The 16,026-nt window shown below is 67.0% G+C and carries 15 protein-coding genes; 5 read left to right on the top strand and 10 right to left on the bottom strand.

What is annotated here, in order from left to right:
- Window positions 1-22: 22 nt before the first annotated feature.
- The 5 genes from RCH21_RS03225 to RCH21_RS03205 form a co-directional block, all read right to left on the bottom strand.
- Complete coding sequence (locus tag RCH21_RS03225; protein ID WP_326963154.1) at window positions 23-1,570, bottom strand: LCP family protein; 1,548 nt, start codon at window positions 1,568-1,570, stop codon at window positions 23-25.
- Window positions 1,571-1,751: 181 nt separating this feature from the next.
- Window positions 1,752-2,681: a GTPase Era gene (gene era / locus RCH21_RS03220; RefSeq protein ID WP_326963153.1), complete on the bottom strand. Its 930-nt coding sequence runs from the start codon at window positions 2,679-2,681 to the stop codon at window positions 1,752-1,754.
- Window positions 2,668-3,978, bottom strand: coding sequence for a hemolysin family protein (locus RCH21_RS03215; RefSeq protein ID WP_442784651.1), 1,311 nt, complete (start codon window positions 3,976-3,978; stop codon window positions 2,668-2,670). Before RCH21_RS03215 ends, era begins: the two co-directional genes overlap by 14 nt.
- Entirely contained in the window at window positions 3,975-4,448 is a 474-nt protein-coding gene (gene ybeY, locus RCH21_RS03210) for an rRNA maturation RNase YbeY (RefSeq protein ID WP_120147688.1), read from the bottom strand. Before ybeY ends, RCH21_RS03215 begins: the two co-directional genes overlap by 4 nt.
- Window positions 4,445-5,479 (bottom strand): PhoH family protein, encoded by a 1,035-nt coding sequence (locus tag RCH21_RS03205; RefSeq protein WP_326963152.1) that lies wholly within the window; start codon window positions 5,477-5,479, stop codon window positions 4,445-4,447. Before RCH21_RS03205 ends, ybeY begins: the two co-directional genes overlap by 4 nt.
- 452 nt (window positions 5,480-5,931) lie before the next feature.
- Between RCH21_RS03205 and RCH21_RS03200 the strand changes: the two genes are divergently transcribed.
- Complete coding sequence (locus tag RCH21_RS03200; RefSeq protein ID WP_326963151.1) at window positions 5,932-6,924, top strand: GerMN domain-containing protein; 993 nt, start codon at window positions 5,932-5,934, stop codon at window positions 6,922-6,924.
- Between the two features lie 11 nt (window positions 6,925-6,935).
- Here the strand turns inward: RCH21_RS03200 and RCH21_RS03195 are convergent, their stop codons facing one another.
- From RCH21_RS03195 to hrcA, 3 genes are all read right to left on the bottom strand, one after another.
- Window positions 6,936-7,703: a 16S rRNA (uracil(1498)-N(3))-methyltransferase gene (locus RCH21_RS03195; RefSeq protein WP_326963150.1), complete on the bottom strand. Its 768-nt coding sequence runs from the start codon at window positions 7,701-7,703 to the stop codon at window positions 6,936-6,938.
- 2 nt (window positions 7,704-7,705) lie between these two features.
- Window positions 7,706-8,836, bottom strand: coding sequence for a molecular chaperone DnaJ (gene dnaJ, locus RCH21_RS03190; RefSeq protein WP_326963149.1), 1,131 nt, complete (start codon window positions 8,834-8,836; stop codon window positions 7,706-7,708).
- 75 nt (window positions 8,837-8,911) lie between these two features.
- Window positions 8,912-9,925 (bottom strand): heat-inducible transcriptional repressor HrcA, encoded by a 1,014-nt coding sequence (hrcA, locus tag RCH21_RS03185; RefSeq protein ID WP_120147693.1) that lies wholly within the window; start codon window positions 9,923-9,925, stop codon window positions 8,912-8,914.
- A gap of 177 nt (window positions 9,926-10,102) precedes the next feature.
- Between hrcA and RCH21_RS03180 the strand changes: the two genes are divergently transcribed.
- Together RCH21_RS03180 and RCH21_RS03175 are read left to right on the top strand one after the other, a co-directional pair.
- A complete protein-coding gene (locus RCH21_RS03180) occupies window positions 10,103-10,954 on the top strand; it encodes a DUF3097 family protein (protein WP_326963148.1) in 852 nt (283 codons plus the stop codon).
- A 79-nt stretch (window positions 10,955-11,033) separates the two neighbouring features.
- The gene (locus tag RCH21_RS03175) at window positions 11,034-11,450 is read left to right on the top strand and encodes a DUF4870 domain-containing protein (protein WP_120147695.1); all 417 of its coding nucleotides are present in this window, start codon (window positions 11,034-11,036) and stop codon (window positions 11,448-11,450) included.
- A gap of 107 nt (window positions 11,451-11,557) precedes the next feature.
- Here the strand turns inward: RCH21_RS03175 and hemW are convergent, their stop codons facing one another.
- Window positions 11,558-12,787, bottom strand: a complete 1,230-nt coding sequence (gene hemW / locus RCH21_RS03170) for a radical SAM family heme chaperone HemW (RefSeq protein WP_326963147.1) — start codon at window positions 12,785-12,787, stop codon at window positions 11,558-11,560.
- 27 nt (window positions 12,788-12,814) lie between these two features.
- Window positions 12,815-14,668 carry a translation elongation factor 4 gene (gene lepA, locus RCH21_RS03165; protein WP_182976864.1) on the bottom strand — a complete coding sequence of 618 codons (1,854 nt, stop codon included), beginning with the start codon at window positions 14,666-14,668 and terminating at the stop codon, window positions 12,815-12,817.
- Window positions 14,669-14,916: 248 nt separating this feature from the next.
- Between lepA and RCH21_RS03160 the strand changes: the two genes are divergently transcribed.
- The gene (locus RCH21_RS03160) at window positions 14,917-15,450 is read left to right on the top strand and encodes a type II toxin-antitoxin system PemK/MazF family toxin (RefSeq protein ID WP_326963146.1); all 534 of its coding nucleotides are present in this window, start codon (window positions 14,917-14,919) and stop codon (window positions 15,448-15,450) included.
- Window positions 15,451-15,675: 225 nt separating this feature from the next.
- Window positions 15,676-15,936: a 30S ribosomal protein S20 gene (rpsT, locus tag RCH21_RS03155; protein WP_120147699.1), complete on the top strand. Its 261-nt coding sequence runs from the start codon at window positions 15,676-15,678 to the stop codon at window positions 15,934-15,936.
- The last annotated feature ends 90 nt before the right edge of the window (window positions 15,937-16,026 follow it).

The raw sequence follows: 16,026 nt of genomic DNA, 5'->3' as shown, positions 1-16,026 counted from the left end.
CCGCGATCGGTAGGGTGTCCGCCTAGAGTCCGGACGACGCCTGGCAGGTGATCTGGTCGGCGGTCTGTCCCTCGAGCTCGTCCCCAAGCGGCGGCACGACCACCGCGCTGCCGGTGGCCAGGTCGGCGCCGACCTGCAGCTGCACCCCGACGACCGTCTCGTCGAACACGACCCGGGTGTCGGGGACACCGAAACGTGCCGCGAGATCTGCCGCGGCCCCGTCATAGCCCGCACCGAAGACGACCAGCGTCGCTTCCGCGGGTGCAGACGCGAAGGTGTCCGTCTGGGTGTAGCCGGCGTCGAGCAGGAGCTGCCGCACCTCCGTGGACCGCTCGGTGTTCGTCGTCGCGTTGACGACGAGCACCGGCACCGTTGCGGGATCGACGGCGGGAGCGTCCGTCGTTTCCGGTGCGGACGGTGATACTTCCGGTGCCGGGGTCGCGGCATCGGGAGACTGTTCGGTGATCCCGCGGTCCTCCCGAAGAGCATCGAACAGGGGGGCGGCGGCTTCCTCGTCGAGCACCAGGCGGTTGGGGTCCTCGACCCACGGCTCGGTCGGTACGGTCACGAAGGCCATGTTGCCGAGGTCGACGTTCTTCAGCCGGTCGGCGATCTTGAGGATCTCCGTGGGCTGCGACAGGGCATCATCGACCGTCAGGTTGCGCGTGATCACGTCGGCGATCGAGTAGAGCTTCGGCAGGTTCGTCAGGGTCCCCTCCGCACGCACTTTGCGGGCCAGGGATGCCATGAAGGACTGCTGCGCCGCGATACGCCCGATATCGCCGCCGTCGCCGAAACTGTGGCGGGTCCGCAGGAACGCCAGGGCCTGGTCCCCCTCGACCTCACTGGTTCCGGCCGGCAGCTTGAGACCGGAAAACTCATCATCGACGGGTTCCTCGACGCAGACGTCGACCCCGCCGACAGCCGAGGACAACTCGCTGACGGCATTGAACCCGGCCATCATGAAGTGGTCGATGGACAGGCCCGTGAGGTTGTTGATGGCGGCCACGGTGCAGCCCGGCCCGCCCTCGTTCAGTGCTTCGTTCAACTGTCCGAGGTCCACGGCGGCCGAGACGTTTCCGGACTCGGGGTTCACGCAGCCCGGCACGGGTACGAGCAGGTCGCGCGGGAAGGAGACGACCGTGACGTTCTGCCGGTCGGCCGAGAGCGTTGCGAGCATCATGACGTCCGAGTTGCCCTCACCGGACGAATCCTCCTCACTACCGAAGAACTCGCCGGAATTGCCCGTACGGGTATCGGATCCGAGGATGAGGATCTGGAGCGGATCGGTGCTTGAATCCACCGGAAGTGCTGTGCCCTGGTTCTCGCCGAGGTTGAGCGGCATGGTATCGACATTGGACTGGAGCCGGAGCACCTGCACGCCCACGAAGGCGACGACGGCCACGATCGCCGAAGCCATCAGGATGGCTGTCAGCTTGAGTCCGCGGAAGCGCCGTGCCCGACCCAGGTGCCTGCTGCCCGGCGCGACGCCGATGACCGCCTCGGCAGGTGTCGCCGCGAAGGGGTCGCTGGCGTTGTCGGCGCCCTCGGGTGACGGTCGGCGGCTCATGCCGGTGCTCCTTCGGGTGACTGGACGGGTTGGGTGGTGCTGAAATCTTCCCCTGGGCGGGAACAAGGCCGGATCACCGTCGATCCCCCTCGCGCAGGGGGATCGACGGTGATCGGGAGGTACGCGGGAGGATCAGTCCCGTTGCAGCGACATAACGACCGGGACGTGCCGGCGGTGCCCGTCAGAACCCGAGCTTGACGAGTTGCTTGGGGTCTCGCTGCCAGTCCTTTGCGACCTTGACGTGCAGGTCGAGGTAGATCCGGGTCCCCAGCAGCGCCTCGATACCGCGGCGCGCAGTGGTTCCGATCTCCCGGAGCCGGGCGCCTCCCTTGCCGATGATGATGGCCTTCTGCGACGACCTCTCCACGTAGACATTCACGTGGACATCCAGCATCGGGTTGTCCTCGCTTCGCCCCTCCCGGGGGATCATCTCCTCGACGACGACGGCGATGGAGTGCGGCATCTCGTCGCGGACGCCCTCGAGTGCGGCTTCCCGCACCAGTTCCGCGACCATGACGGCTTCCGGCTCGTCCGTCAGCTCTCCGTCCGGGTACAGGACGGGCGATTCGGGCATGTGTCCGCTGAAGACCTCGGCGACAGTGCCCACCTGGAAGCCGTCCGCGGCCGAGACCGGAACGATGTCCGCCCAGCCATCGGGCCCGGTCACCTCCGCGCCTAGTTTCGAGACGGCGAGCAGCTGCTCAGTCAGCGCCTGGCGGTCCACGAGGTCCGTCTTGGTGACGACGGCGATCAGCGGCTTCCGCTTCAGCCGCGCGAGCTGCTCGGCGATGTAACGGTCACCCGGGCCGATCTTCTCATTGGCCGGAAGGCAGAACCCGACGGCGTCGACCTCGGCGAGGGTGTCAGCCACGAGGTCGTTCAGCCGCTGCCCGAGCAGGGTGCGGGGACGGTGCAGCCCCGGCGTGTCGACGAGGACGATCTGGGAATCCTCACGGTTGACGATTCCACGGATGGTGTGGCGCGTGGTCTGCGGCTTAGCCGACGTGATGGCGACCTTCTGGCCAACGAGGGCGTTCGTGAGGGTCGATTTACCCGCATTCGGCCGCCCGACGAGCGAGACGAATCCCGCCCTGTGCTTAGCGTCGCTCATTGTCAGCCTCTGTCGTCTCTCGTTCGTCCTGCTCGGTGTGCTCTGGTAGTAGCCGGTGCGCGATCACATGCGAGACCCTGTTGCGTCGGCCCTCCACACGCTCGGCCCGCAGCCCTATACCGTCAATTGTGACCTCTGATCCGACGATCGGCACGCGTCCCAGGGTCTTGGCCAGCAGACCGCCGACCGTGTCGACCTCCTCGTCATCGAGATCGAGCCCGAAGAGTTCGCCGAGGTCATCGATTCCCATCCTCGCACTCACACGGAACTCGCCGTCGTCGAGCCGTTCCTGCTCCGGTACTTCGGAGTCGTACTCGTCGACGATTTCACCGACGATCTCCTCGATCAGGTCCTCGAGCGTGACGAGTCCAGCAGTCCCGCCGTACTCGTCGATCACGATCGCCACATGGGTGGACTCACGCTGCAGTTCCCGCAGGAGGTCGCCGACGGGCTTCGACTCCGGCACGTACCGGGCCGGCCTGCACTCCGAGTCGACGGGACGCGAGAGGTTCGACGCCGGCCGGCCATGCAGGTTCGCGACGACGTCCTTCAGGTACAGCAGTCCCTTGATGTCGTCCGAACTCTCCCCGATCACCGGGATCCTCGAGTAACCCGAGCGCAGGAAGAGGGACATCGCCTGGCTGAGCGTCGACCCTGATTCAATGGTCACCATGTCGGTGCGCGGCACCATGACGGAGCGGACCTTGGTGTCGCCGAGCTCGAACACGGAGTGGATGAGCTCCGCCTCGTTGTCCTCGATCATCTCTGCATCGGAAGCACGGGAGAGCAGTTCCCGGAATTCCTCCTGGGTGAAGAAGGCGGCTTCATCGCGCGCCGCTCCAGGTGTCATGGCGCTGCCGATCCGGACCAGCCAGCGCGGGATGGGCCCGAGGATGGCACGAAGGAACGCAACCAGCCCGGCTGTCAGGCGGACGACGGCGGGAGCGTGCACGCGGCCGAGTTGCCGGGGTGACACACCGACGATCACGAAACCGATCGCCGCCATGACAGCGGTGGCCAGAAGACCGGCCAGCCAGATGTTGTCCAGCAGGTCGTGGAAGAGGATCGCGACGGCGACGGCGCCGGCCATTTCGAACCACACCCGCCAGAACCGCAGGGCGTGCATGTGGGCGACGGGCGCGTTCAGGATCCGGCGTAGCGATGCAGAACGTGATGCCTGGACGAGGGCCTCGCCCTCCTGGCGCGGGAGGTAGCTGAAAGCCGCTTCTGCGGCCGTGACCAGGGCAGCCGTCAACGCGAAGAACAAGCCCATGAGCCCGAGAAGCCAGACGGTCAAGCGCGGGTCTCCTGCGGCGCATCTCCACCGAGGAAGTCCGCGAGCAGTTGGCGCTGGAGGCCGAACATCTCCTTCTCGTCCTCGGGTTCCGCGTGATCGAAACCGAGGAGGTGGAGGACGCCGTGCGTCGTCAGCAGCAGGAGCTCGTCACCCGTGCTGTGCCCTGCGGCCGCTCCCTGGGACGCGGCGACCTCCGGGCAGAGGACGATATCGCCGAGGAGCCCGGCGGGCGTCACACGGCCAGGGGTCCCCGGTCGAAGCTCGTCCATGGGGAAGGAGAGCACATCGGTGGGACCGGGCTCGTCCATCCACTCGACATGGAGCTTCTCCATCGCGGCGGTGTCCACCAGGATGATCGACAGCTCTGCCTCGGGGTGGACGAACAGCGACTCGAAGAGGAAGTTGGAGAGACGGACGAGGGCTTCGCCGTCGACGTCGTAGCCCGACTCGTTGTTGACCTCGACGCTCATCGTCCGTTCACCGGTCGGCCGGAGCGCGACTGCCCCGCCCGCTGATCCTCGTCCCATGCGCTGTAGGCGCTCACGATGTCCCCCACGAGCCGGTGGCGCACGACGTCGGAGGCGTCCAGTTCGCTGAAGTAGACGTCGTCGACGTCTACGAGGATCTCACGGACGACGCGCAACCCGGAGCTCGTGCCGTTGGGGAGGTCCACCTGCGTGACGTCACCCGTGACGACCATCTTCGAACCGAAACCGAGGCGCGTGAGGAACATCTTCATCTGCTCGGGCGTCGTGTTCTGGGCCTCGTCGAGGATGATGAAGGCGTCGTTGAGCGTCCGTCCGCGCATGTAGGCCAGGGGCGCCACCTCGATGGTGCCGGCGGCCATGAGGCGCGGGATGGAGTCCGGGTCCATCATGTCGTGCAGCGCGTCGTAGAGCGGGCGGAGGTACGGGTCGATCTTGTCGTTGAGCGTTCCCGGCAGGAATCCGAGCCGCTCCCCCGCCTCGACGGCGGGCCTCGTGAGGATGATCCTGTTGACCTCCTTCTGCTGCAGCGCCTGCACTGCTTTGGCCATGGCGAGGTAGGTCTTGCCGGTACCCGCAGGACCGATGCCGAACACGATCGTGTTGCGGTCGATCGCATCCACGTAGGTGCTCTGGTTGAGGGTCTTCGGGCGGATGGTCTTGCCGCGGGACGACAGGATGTTGACGGACAATACCTCGGATGGTCTTGCCGCGCTCTGCGTCTTGAGCATCATGACCAGCTGCTCGAGCACCTGGGGGGAGACGGTTGCGTTGTTGCTGGCCATGGTGCGGATCTCGCCGACGAGGCGCTCCGTGCGCAGGACGTCCGCGGACGGTCCCGTGATGGTGAGCTCGTTCCCTCTGGCCTGGAGGCCGACGCCGGGAAAGGAATCCTCGATCAGGCGGAGGGCCTCGTCATTGGACCCGAGCGCCTGCACCATCTGCTCGGTCGAGTCGAAGATGAAAATCCTTGAGTCCAGCCCTGCTGCGTTGATGCCTGTTGAAGATTCGCTCATAGCTCGGCCGTCCGGCCTTCGATCGCCCCTCGTTCGAGTAGTCGTCCTGATGTGGTGTCGGGTCCGCCCTCCGGCGTGGCCGTTCTTCTCGAGCAGGCCGCACCAGCAGTGGCAGAAGCCTCAATGTTACGGCATACCGTTTATGTCAACAGGAGCGGACCCGTCTTGATTCCCTGGCCGCGGGCGTCGGACGGGTGTGTCCAGTCGTCCTGAGCTTTCGTCGCAATTCCGCAACGGCTTCGTATCGATCAGGTTTCAGTCAGGCAGAGGACTCTTTTCGGTGCGGACCGACCCCCGGCCCTGTGCCAAGCTGAATCAGGTCCGGCGAAGTCACGCCGTCCATCGACGGTGCCGGTCCCTATGTGGTCGGTGAGGACGCCGACCTCCGATGACCTGAATTCAAGCACCTCACTGGAACCGCGCCCGCATGCGCCTGACGAAAGGGGTCGAGCATGAGCCAGCACGACCCCCTCCGGAAGAACAGGTTGGGACTGCGCGGGATACTCCTGGTGTCCGGCGGCGTCCTCGTCGCAAGCAGCATCTTCTTCCTGCCCGACACCGGCCTGCTCCCGGGCAGCGCTTCGACGACGGACCTCGCGCAACCATCGCTGACGGCCGCGTCCAGCGAGGGGACCGATGGATCCTCCGACGCTGCCGTCCGGAAGCAGGGGGCCGCTGCCGGTCCCGCCGACGCGACCCAGCCGCTGCTGCCCGTCTACTGGCTCGGCGAGGTCGAAGGAACGGACCGTCTCTTCCGCGAGTACCTCGTCTCTCCCGCGGGTGCAACGGGCGATCCCATCTCCGAGGCCGTGCAGGTGATGACGGAGGGGCAGCCCCTGGACCCGGACTACCACTCGCCGTGGCGCCCGGCCTCGAGCGTGAGCTCCTCCATCTCGACCAAGAACGTGATCACCCTGGACATCTCCTCCGACTCGGTATCGAAGCGACTCGACGAGGACGAAGCGCGGCTCGCCCTGCAGCAGCTGGTGCATACCGCTACGGCGGCCGCCGCCCATGGCGGCCTCATCGCGGGAGGCGAAGCGAGCTCGGTCGTCGTCCTCGTCGACGGGGCAGCGAACTACCGGGCTTTCGGTGCCGTCGATCTCGGCGGGGAATGGACACGGGACCCGTCGGCGCTCGCGCCCGTGTGGGTGATAGACCCCCAGGAGGGGGTCGAGCACGACGCCGAGAGCCTGACCATCCACGGCGTCGGCCCCGCTACGGATGATTCGCTCGCCTGGCGCATCGACCGGAGCGTGGACGGCTCGGCCGCCGGAGACACCAACCTCTTCCGGGACGGATCCGTGGACATCTCGCCGCAGGACGGTGTGCCAGGCGCCTACTCCTTCTCGGTGACACTCCCCCCGGGTCAGTACGCAATCACCGTTTCAACGCCGTCCGGCAGCGGCACGGCCGAGGACTCGAAGACCATCACCATCCGCTAGCGGCCGCGGTGCTACCAGCGTCCCAGCAGGTGGTTCAGCAGGACGAGGGCCGCCGGACCGGCCGAGGACGACCGCAGAACGTGCGGCCCCAGGCGGGCCGACTCGGCACCGACCGCGCGCAGCTTCTCCAGCTCCGCGTCGCTGATGCCGCCCTCGGGTCCGACGACGACGGCGGTCGACGACGCGGCGGCAAGGCCACCGGTGGCACGGAGAGCGTCAATCCGGTCTGCGAGCGAGGCATCGGCATCCTCGTGGAGGACGACGACGCGATCGACGGATGCAGCCCATGCAGCCAACCTGGTGGTATCCATCACGGGGTGCACCCCGGGCACGAACGAGCGGCGCGACTGCTTGGACGCGGCAGCCACGAGCGATACCCACTTCTGCCGGCCCTTCTCCGCCTTGTCCCCACGCCACCGAACGATGCACCGCTCGGCGTGCCACGGGACGACGGCGTCGACGCCGAGCTCGGTGGCCGCCTCGACGGCCTGCTCGTCGCGGCCGCCCTTGGCCAGGGCCTGCACGAGCACGAGGCGGTGCAGCGGGGCCGGGTCCTGGCCCGCGGTCTCGATCATCAGCTCGATCGTTCCCGTACCCACGGCGGTGATGATCCCGCCGAGCCTGTAACCGGCGCCGTCGGAGACGTCGACCGGCTCTCCCACGGAGAGCCGGCGCACGGTCGCCGCGTGGCGTCCCTCGTCACCGCCGAGAACGAAGACACCGCCCGGACGCGCCACACGGACGTCCTCGCCCGACCCGAAGAACAGGGGACGCGTCATCGTCAGCGGTTCCCGAGTCGCTCCCGCAGCCGCGCGAAGACGCCGGACCCGCTGCTGGCCAGCTGGCCGTCCGTGTATTCCTCGCCGCGAAGCTCGGCGAGCTTGCGCAGGAGCTCCTCCTGCTGGTGATCGACGTTGCGCGGGGTCTCCACGTTCAGGTGGATGCGGAGGTCTCCCCTGCCCTGGTTGCGGAGGTGCGTGACACCGAGGCCCCGGAGCGTCAGGATCTCGCCGGACTGCGTCCCCGGCCTGATGGTCAGTTCCTGATCGCCGTCGTACGTATCGAGGCGCACGGAGGTGCCGAGTGCAGCGGCAGTCATCGGCACGCTCAGCGTGACGTGCAGGTCGTCGCCATCGCGCAGGAAGGTGGAGTCGGTGTTGACGCGGATCTCGATGTAGAGGTCACCCTGCGGCCCTCCTGCTATGCCGGCTTCGCCCTGGCCGCCCAACTGGATGCGGGTACCGGTACTGACACCGGCGGGGACCTTGATCGTGAGGGTGCGGCGCGCGCGGATTCGGCCCTCGCCACTGCACTCGTGGCAGGGGCTCGGGATCACGGTGCCGTAGCCCTGGCAGGTGCCACAGGGAGCGCTGGTCATGACCTGGCCGAGGATGGAGCGCACGGCACGCTGCACCTGGCCGGAGCCGCCGCAGATGTCACAGGTGCGCGGCGACGTGCCGGGCTGGCAGCAGGACCCGTCACATGTGGGACACACTTCGGCGGTGTCGACCTCGATCTTCTTGTTGGTGCCGAAAACGGCGTCCTTGAGATCGATCCGGACGTTGATGAGCGCGTCCTGGCCGCGGCGCGTCCGGGATGGGGCACCGCCCTGCTGGCCGCTGCCGCCGAAGAACGTCTCGAAGATGTCCTGGAAGGCGAAGCCCGAGCCCGAGTAGCCGGAACCGTATCCCGTGTCCGTCCCGTTCTCGTTGCCCGTGGTGTCGTAGACCCGGCGCTTCTGCGGGTCGGACAACACCTCGTAGGCGCGCGTGACGAGCTTGAACTCCTCGGCTGCGTCGTCTCCGGAGTTCACGTCCGGGTGGAGCTTGCGGGCGAGCTTGCGGTACGCCTTCTTGATTTCCTCCCCGGTCGCGCCCTGCGCCACACCGAGGACCTCATAGTGATTACTCACTCCTGCACATCACTTCCTGTTGGAAACTTCTGTCGTCTGCTCGCCGGCGAAACCGGCGGAGATGCGGGGACGCCGCTACTCCTCGAGGATCCTCGAGAGATAGCGGGCGACGGCGCGCACGGCGGCCATCGTCGTCGGGTAGTCCATCCGGGTGGGACCGAGGATGCCGAGCTTCGCACCGGCGTCCGGTCCGTAACCCGTCGCCACCACGGAAGCCCCGGACAGGCCACCGTAGGGATTCTCGCTTCCGATCCTGACCGAGATACCACGGGCGTCGTACTCCATCTCGGAGAGGAGCCGAAGCATGACGACCTGCTCCTCCAGTGCCTCGAGGATCGGGCCGATACTGAGCGGAAAATCGCCGGTGGACCGCGCGAGGTTGGCTGTTCCCGCCAACAGGATACGGTCCTCGCGGCCCAGGCCGGCAAGCTGCTCCAGCGCCTTGACGATCGTACCCCCGTGGGCCCTGAGGGCGGGGGGAAGCTGGGACAGTGCAACGCCGAGCTCGCCGGGGAGCGCAGAGAGCTTCACCCCGGACACGGCGGAGAGTATCCGCTGCTTGATCTCCGCGAGGTCGCCCTCCTGGATGTCGGGATGCGTGCGCACGATGCGCTGCTGCACGGTGCCGTTCGTGGCGATCAGCACGATCAGGATCTGCTGCGGTGCCAACAGGACGAACTCGATATGCCGGACCGAGGCACCCCCCGAGCGGGGGAACTGGACGACCGCGACCTGATTGGTTAGCTGCGCGAGCAGCCGAACGGTCCTGTCCATGACGTCATCGACGTCCTCCGCCCCCTCGAGCAGGGTCTGGATGGCCTTCTTCTCCGGCGCCGAGAGAGGCTTCACCTCGGAGATGCGGTCAACGAACAACCGGTAGCCCTTGTCCGTGGGGATGCGGCCTGAGCTCGTATGCGGAGCGGCGATCAGGCCCTCCTCCTCGAGGACGGCCATGTCATTGCGGATCGTTGCCGAGGAGACCCCGAGGTGGTGACGGTCGACAAGGGCCTTGGAGCCGACGGGCTCCCGGGAATGGACGTAGTCCTCGACGATGGCCCGGAGTACCTCCAGGCGTCGCGGTTCACTCACTCCTCAAGTCACCTCCGGGTTTGTTCCTACCTCACGATCAGGCTGTCCGGGTGGTTCCGAGCAGTTAGCACTCGACACACCCAAGTGCCAAGTCTAGTACGTCCCCACCGATTGTTAGTATTGGCAACCCGGGCCGCGGCAGACCGTCGGAGCCCCTGTTGGAAGGACGCGCTCGGGATGGACTACGGGTGGGGAGCACAGGACATCTCGGCTCCGAAGCGGGTGGACCTGCCCGATGTGCCTGTCGAGAAGGACATGGTCCTCGAGGATGTCCAGAGTGGCTTCGTCGGCGCGGTCGTTCGGGTCGAGAAGTCCGGGGGCCTGCACGTCATGGTGCTCGAGGACCGGAGGGGCAAGCAACGCAGCTTCCGGCTCGGCTACGGCTTCCTCCTCGACGGCAGGCCCATCCACGTCGTCGCCCCCGTCCTGGTGCCCGTTGCCGTCCCGACGCGAACGGCGTCCGGCAGCGTCCGGGTGGAAGGAGCCCGCGCGAGGACCGCCCGGGCGAGCAGGATCTGGGTCGAGGGCCAGCACGACGCCGAACTCGTGGAGAAGGTGTGGGGTGACGACCTACGGCTCGAGGGGATCGTCGTCGAACCGCTGCACGGCGTCGACGACCTCGAAGGGGCCGTCCGCGCCTTCGCACCCGGCCCCACGAGGAGGCTCGGGATCCTCGTCGACCACCTGCTGCCCGGGACCAAGGAGACGCGCATCGCGCAGAAGGCCATGACCGTGCCGGGTGCGCGGAATCATGTCCTCATCGTCGGACATCCCTACGTGGACGTGTGGCAAGCAGTGAAGCCGGGCGCCCTCGGCCTCGACGCCTGGCCCGTCGTGCCGCGCAACCAGGATTGGAAGACGGGCATCCTGGCCGGGCTCGGCTGGCCCCACCACAACCAGGCCGCCGTCGCGCACGGGTGGAAGCGCATCCTCTCGAGCGTGAGCACCTACTCGGATCTCGAGCCGTCCCTGCTCGGTCGCGTCGAAGAGGTCATCGATTTCCTGACTGCTCCGCCTGGCGCAGCCTGAGGCTTTGCAGTCGAGCCACCACGTATCCTTGAAGCACAGTCACGGCGGAGGAGTTCCGCCAGCCAGCAAAGGAATACCGTTGTCCAATACCGCCGACCACCAGCACCACGGACGGGGCGAGTCCCGACCCGCGTTCGAGGGCACGCCGGCCAACGCCCTCCCCCTCACGGCGTCCGAGGATCGCCAGTTCGCCACCCTGGCGCACTTCGGCGGGATCCTGGGCTTCATCCCGTCCCTGCTGATCTTCCTCATCTTCAAGGACCGCGGCCCGTTCACGGCGCAGGAGTCGAAGGAAGCGCTGAACTTCACGCTCCCGCCGACGATCCTCGCCCTCGTAGCCTGGTTGCTCTCACTCGTACCGGAGATCGGCGGCATCTTCGCCGTTCTCAATGCGCTGATCTGGGTCACGATCACGATCCTCTCGGTGAACGCAGGGATCCAGGTAAACCGCGGGCGGCCCTACCGCTACGCCCTGAACCTGCGCCTGATCCGCTAGGCCGCGTCAGGCCGTCGACCGGCCGGCCTGATATCGGCGGTGGCAAAGCGCTCTCCTATCCCTGCGACAGGTCCTGTCCGTCAGGCACGCGTGCGGGATCCTGTCCGTCAGTCGGGCAGGAGCCGGCGCACGACGGCGTCGGCCAACAGGCGGCCCGTGAAGGTCAGGATCACGCGGCCCGCGAAAGCGGCAGCAGGCTCTACGAGGCCATCGGCGATGAGCCCGGCAACGGCCTTCCTGCCCGACGGCGTCAGCGTGTCGGTGCCCAAACCCTCCCGCAGACGGACTCGAAGCATGACGTCCTCGACGTAGCGATCGCCGGCGGACAGGACCTCCCGCCCCGCGGCAGGTGATCTGCCGTCGCCCAGAGCGTCGGCGTAGGCGCGTGGGTGCTTGACGTTCCACCAGCGGGTACCACCCACATGGGAGTGCGCCCCCGGGCCGGCACCCCACCAGTCACTGCCACGCCAGTAAGCGAGGTTGTGACGGCACTCGTCGTCGGGCGTCCTCGCCCAGTTGCTCACCTCGTACCAGTGCAGGCCTCCGGCCGTGAGCATCTCCTCGGCGAGGGCGTACTTGTCCGCGTGGTCGTCGTCGTCGATGGGCGGGACCTGTCCACGGCGGATGCGCGAGGCAAGCCGCGTCCCCTCCTCGATGATCAGGGCATACGCGGAGATGTGGTCGGGACCGTAGGACAGTGCCGTGGACAGCGACGTCCGCCAGTCCTCGAGCGACTCACCAGGGGTGCCATAGATGAGGTCGAGGCTCACCCTCAGCCCTGCCTCCCGGGCCCATTGCACCGCCTGCGGCACGCGTTCGGGCGCGTGCGTCCGGTCGAGCACGGCCAACACATGCGGCACTGTCGACTGCATACCGAAGGAGACGCGGGTGAAGCCGGCGTCGCGCAGGACCTTGAGCGAGTCCGGTGTGACGGAGTCAGGATTTGCTTCCGTCGTCACCTCTGCGTCCGGCGCGAGCCCCCAGCGGTTCCGGGCGGACCGGAGGATCGCTGCGAGATCCTCGGCCGGAAGGAGGGTCGGCGTGCCACCGCCGAAGAAGACCGTGGACAGCGGCCGGGCGGGGACGCCCGATGCCTCGAGTGCGCGTTCACCGAGCTCCAGCTCGGCAAGCACCGAGCCGGCATAGGCGTCCTGTGATGCGCCGCCACCCAACTCCGTAGCCGTATAGGTGTTGAAATCGCAGTAACCGCAGCGGACTGCGCAGAACGGGATGTGGACGTAGAGACCGAAGTCCCGCGCTGCGGCGCCGCGTGCGGACTCCGGCGGCAGCACCCCGTCCTCGGGTGCTGGCAGGCCGAGCGGGAGGGCGCTAGGCACGACCCGCCTCCTTGGAACTGTTCGGCGTCACTTCTTGGATTTGTCCTTCGACTCGTCCGACGACAGAGCCGCGATGAAGGCTTCCTGGGGCACTTCCACGCGTCCGACCATCTTCATGCGCTTCTTGCCCTCCTTCTGCTTCTCGAGCAGCTTGCGCTTACGCGTGATGTCGCCGCCGTAGCACTTGGCGAGGACGTCCTTGCGGATCGCCCGAATGCTCTCGCGGGCGATGATGCGCGCCCCGATGGCGGCCTGGATCGGCACCTCGAACTGCTGGCGCGGAATCAGCTCACGGAGCTTGCCCGTCATCATGACGCCATAGGCGTAGGCCTTGTCACGGTGGGTGATGGCGCTGAAAGCGTCCACCTGCTCGCCCTGCAGCAGGATGTCCACCTTCACGAGATCGGCGACCTGGTCACCGTCCGCCTTCCAGTCGAGCGACCCGTATCCGCGGGTCTTCGACTTCAACAGATCGAAGAAATCGAAGACGATCTCCGCGAGCGGGAGCCGGTACCTGATTTCGACCCGCTCCTCGGACAGGTAATCCATGCCCCCGAGGACGCCCCGGCGCTGCTGGCACAGCTCCATGATGGCGCCGATGAACTCCGACGGCGCGAGGATCGTCGCGGACACCATGGGTTCGCGTACCTCGGCGATCTTGCCGACGGGGTATTCGCTGGGATTGGTGACCTTCAGGGCGCGCTTGTCCTCGAGGGTCACCTCGTACTCCACGTTCGGTGCCGTTGAGATGAGGTCGAGGTTGTACTCGCGCTCCAGCCGCTCGCGGGTGATCTCGAGGTGCAGCAGGCCGAGGAAGCCGACACGGAAGCCGAATCCCAGCGCCGCCGACGTCTCGGGCTCGTACACGAGGGCGGCGTCGTTCAGGGTGAACTTGTCCAGGGCGTCACGCAGCACCGGGTAGTCGGTGCCGTCGAGCGGATAGAGACCCGAGAAGACCATGGGTTTCGGATCCTGGTACCCGCCCAGGGAGGTGGCAGCCGGCTTGGCCAGGTTCGTGACGGTGTCACCGACCTTGGACTGGCGGACGTCCTTCACACCCGTGATGAGGTAACCGACCTCGCCTACCCCAAGGCCCTTGGACGGCTTCGGCTCGGGCGAACTGACGCCGATCTCGAGCAGTTCGTGGCTCGCCCGGGTGGACATCATCTGGATGCGCTCTCGCGGGCTGAGCTTGCCGTCGACGACCCGCACGTAGGTGACGACGCCGCGGTACGTGTCGTACACGGAGTCGAAGATCATGGCACGGGCAGGAGCATTCGGGTCACCGGTCGGCGCGGGAAGATCGCGCACGATCTTGTCCATGAGGGCCTCGACGCCGACTCCTGTCTTGCCGGACACCATGAGGACGTCCTCGGGCTCGCCGCCGATGAGGCTCGCCAGTTCTGCCGCGTATTTCTCGGGCTGGGCAGCAGGGAGGTCGATCTTGTTGAGTACCGGGATGATGGCGAGGTTGTTCTCCATCGCCAGGTACAGGTTGGCCAGTGTCTGCGCCTCGATACCCTGCGCCGCATCCACCAGCAGGACCGCGCCCTCGCAGGCGGCGAGGGACCGCGAGACCTCGTAAGTGAAGTCCACATGGCCCGGCGTGTCGATCATGTTGAGGGCGTAGGCGGTGCCGTCGACCTCCCAGGGAAGGCGAACGGCCTGCGACTTGATGGTGATGCCGCGCTCCCGCTCGATGTCCATCCGGTCGAGGTACTGCGCCTTCATGTCCCGCTGCTCGACGGCCCCCGTGAGCTGGAGCATCCGGTCGGCCAGGGTGGACTTCCCGTGATCGATGTGGGCGATGATGCAGAAATTCCTGATGATCGCCGGATCGGTGGCGGCAGGCACCGGCGCGGTGCGGGCCATGGGTGACACGTGCGTTCCTCACTTTTACGGGACAGGGTCCGGCATGCTGCAACCAACCGGGCCGCCCTAGTGGACAACCGGCGCTGGTCCGCGCCGTTTCGCTTCCCTTAGTCTCCCACGACGCCGGACAGCCCCGGCAATCGGGCGGGATCACCGACCTGACGATCTCGGGCACGCCCGACCCGAACATGGCGTGCTGCCCGCCTCCCGACCTGCGCTCCCCTGGTTCCGGGAGCCGCTATCGCTAGGATCACTGCATGGCGATCACTCTCCGCTCCGTCCTGTCGCTCGCCGGTCGCGTGGTCCGCGCCGTCAGCAGCACGTCCGCACCCCCGGCCGGCCGGCAGCCCGCGGGCAGACGCCCGGCCACCGGCAGGGCGTCGTCCCCCTCCCCCCAGCAGCCGGCGTCGCGACGGCAGGAGGCGGTCGTCGCCTACTCACCCTCCGCGGACGGCAATCCGGACCCGGGCGAGATCGTCTGGACCTGGGTGCCCTACGAGGACGATCCGACCCAGGGCAAGGACCGGCCGGTGCTCCTCATCGGAACATCCGGAAAGACCCTGCTCGGTCTGATGCTGACGAGCCGCGACCGCAACAACTCGCGCAACCACGATGACCGCTACATCGACATCGGCACCGGGGCCTGGGACCGGCAGGGACGCCCGAGCGAGGTCAGGACCGACCGTGTATTGCACCTCGCCCCGGCCGATATACGGCGTGAAGGTGCCGTGCTTCCGCGCGGGCAGTTCGAACAGGTGATTGCGGCCGTACCCGGCCACCTCCTCGGGTAGCCGTTTCCGGTGGCCGCGACCTGCCTGCACCTGCGGCTCACGCCCCGCTAAAATGCAGCGCAGGTCCGGTTTCCCGCGGGTTTCTGGTAACCTTGACAGCTGTGTGTCCGCGCAGGTCTCCGGGCACTTTGGCCGATCACCACACGGTATCCCCACGCCGCTCAGTCTTCGGTTGGCCGAAATACCCTCACGACCCAGTCCGCAATACAAAGAAAGTTCTCATACGTGGCAAATATCAAGTCCCAGAAGAAGCGCATCCTCACCAACGAAAAGGCGAGGCAGCGCAACAACTCGGTCAGGTCCGAGTTGAAGACCGCTATCCGCGCCGTGAACACGGCCGTCGAAGGTGCTGACAAGGATGCTGCCGCGACGGCTCTGCAGGCAGCCAGCCGCAAGCTCGACAAGGCCGTCAGCAAGGGTGTGCTGCACAGGAACAACGCAGCCAACCGCAAGTCCGCGATCTCCAAGAAGGTCAACGCGCTCTAAGCTGCGGATCCTCCGATGAAGGGCCGGCTCCATTCGGGGCCGGCCCTTCGTCATGAGAGCAGCACTCAGGGGTGCGAGTACCTCTAGGCT

It is taken from the genome of Arthrobacter sp. PL16 (assembly GCF_035985055.1).
Taxonomy (GTDB): Bacteria; Actinomycetota; Actinomycetes; order Actinomycetales; family Micrococcaceae; genus Arthrobacter_D; species Arthrobacter_D cheniae.
Note: the sequence above shows the minus strand (reverse complement) of the source record. Positions and strands in the feature narration are given on the sequence as shown.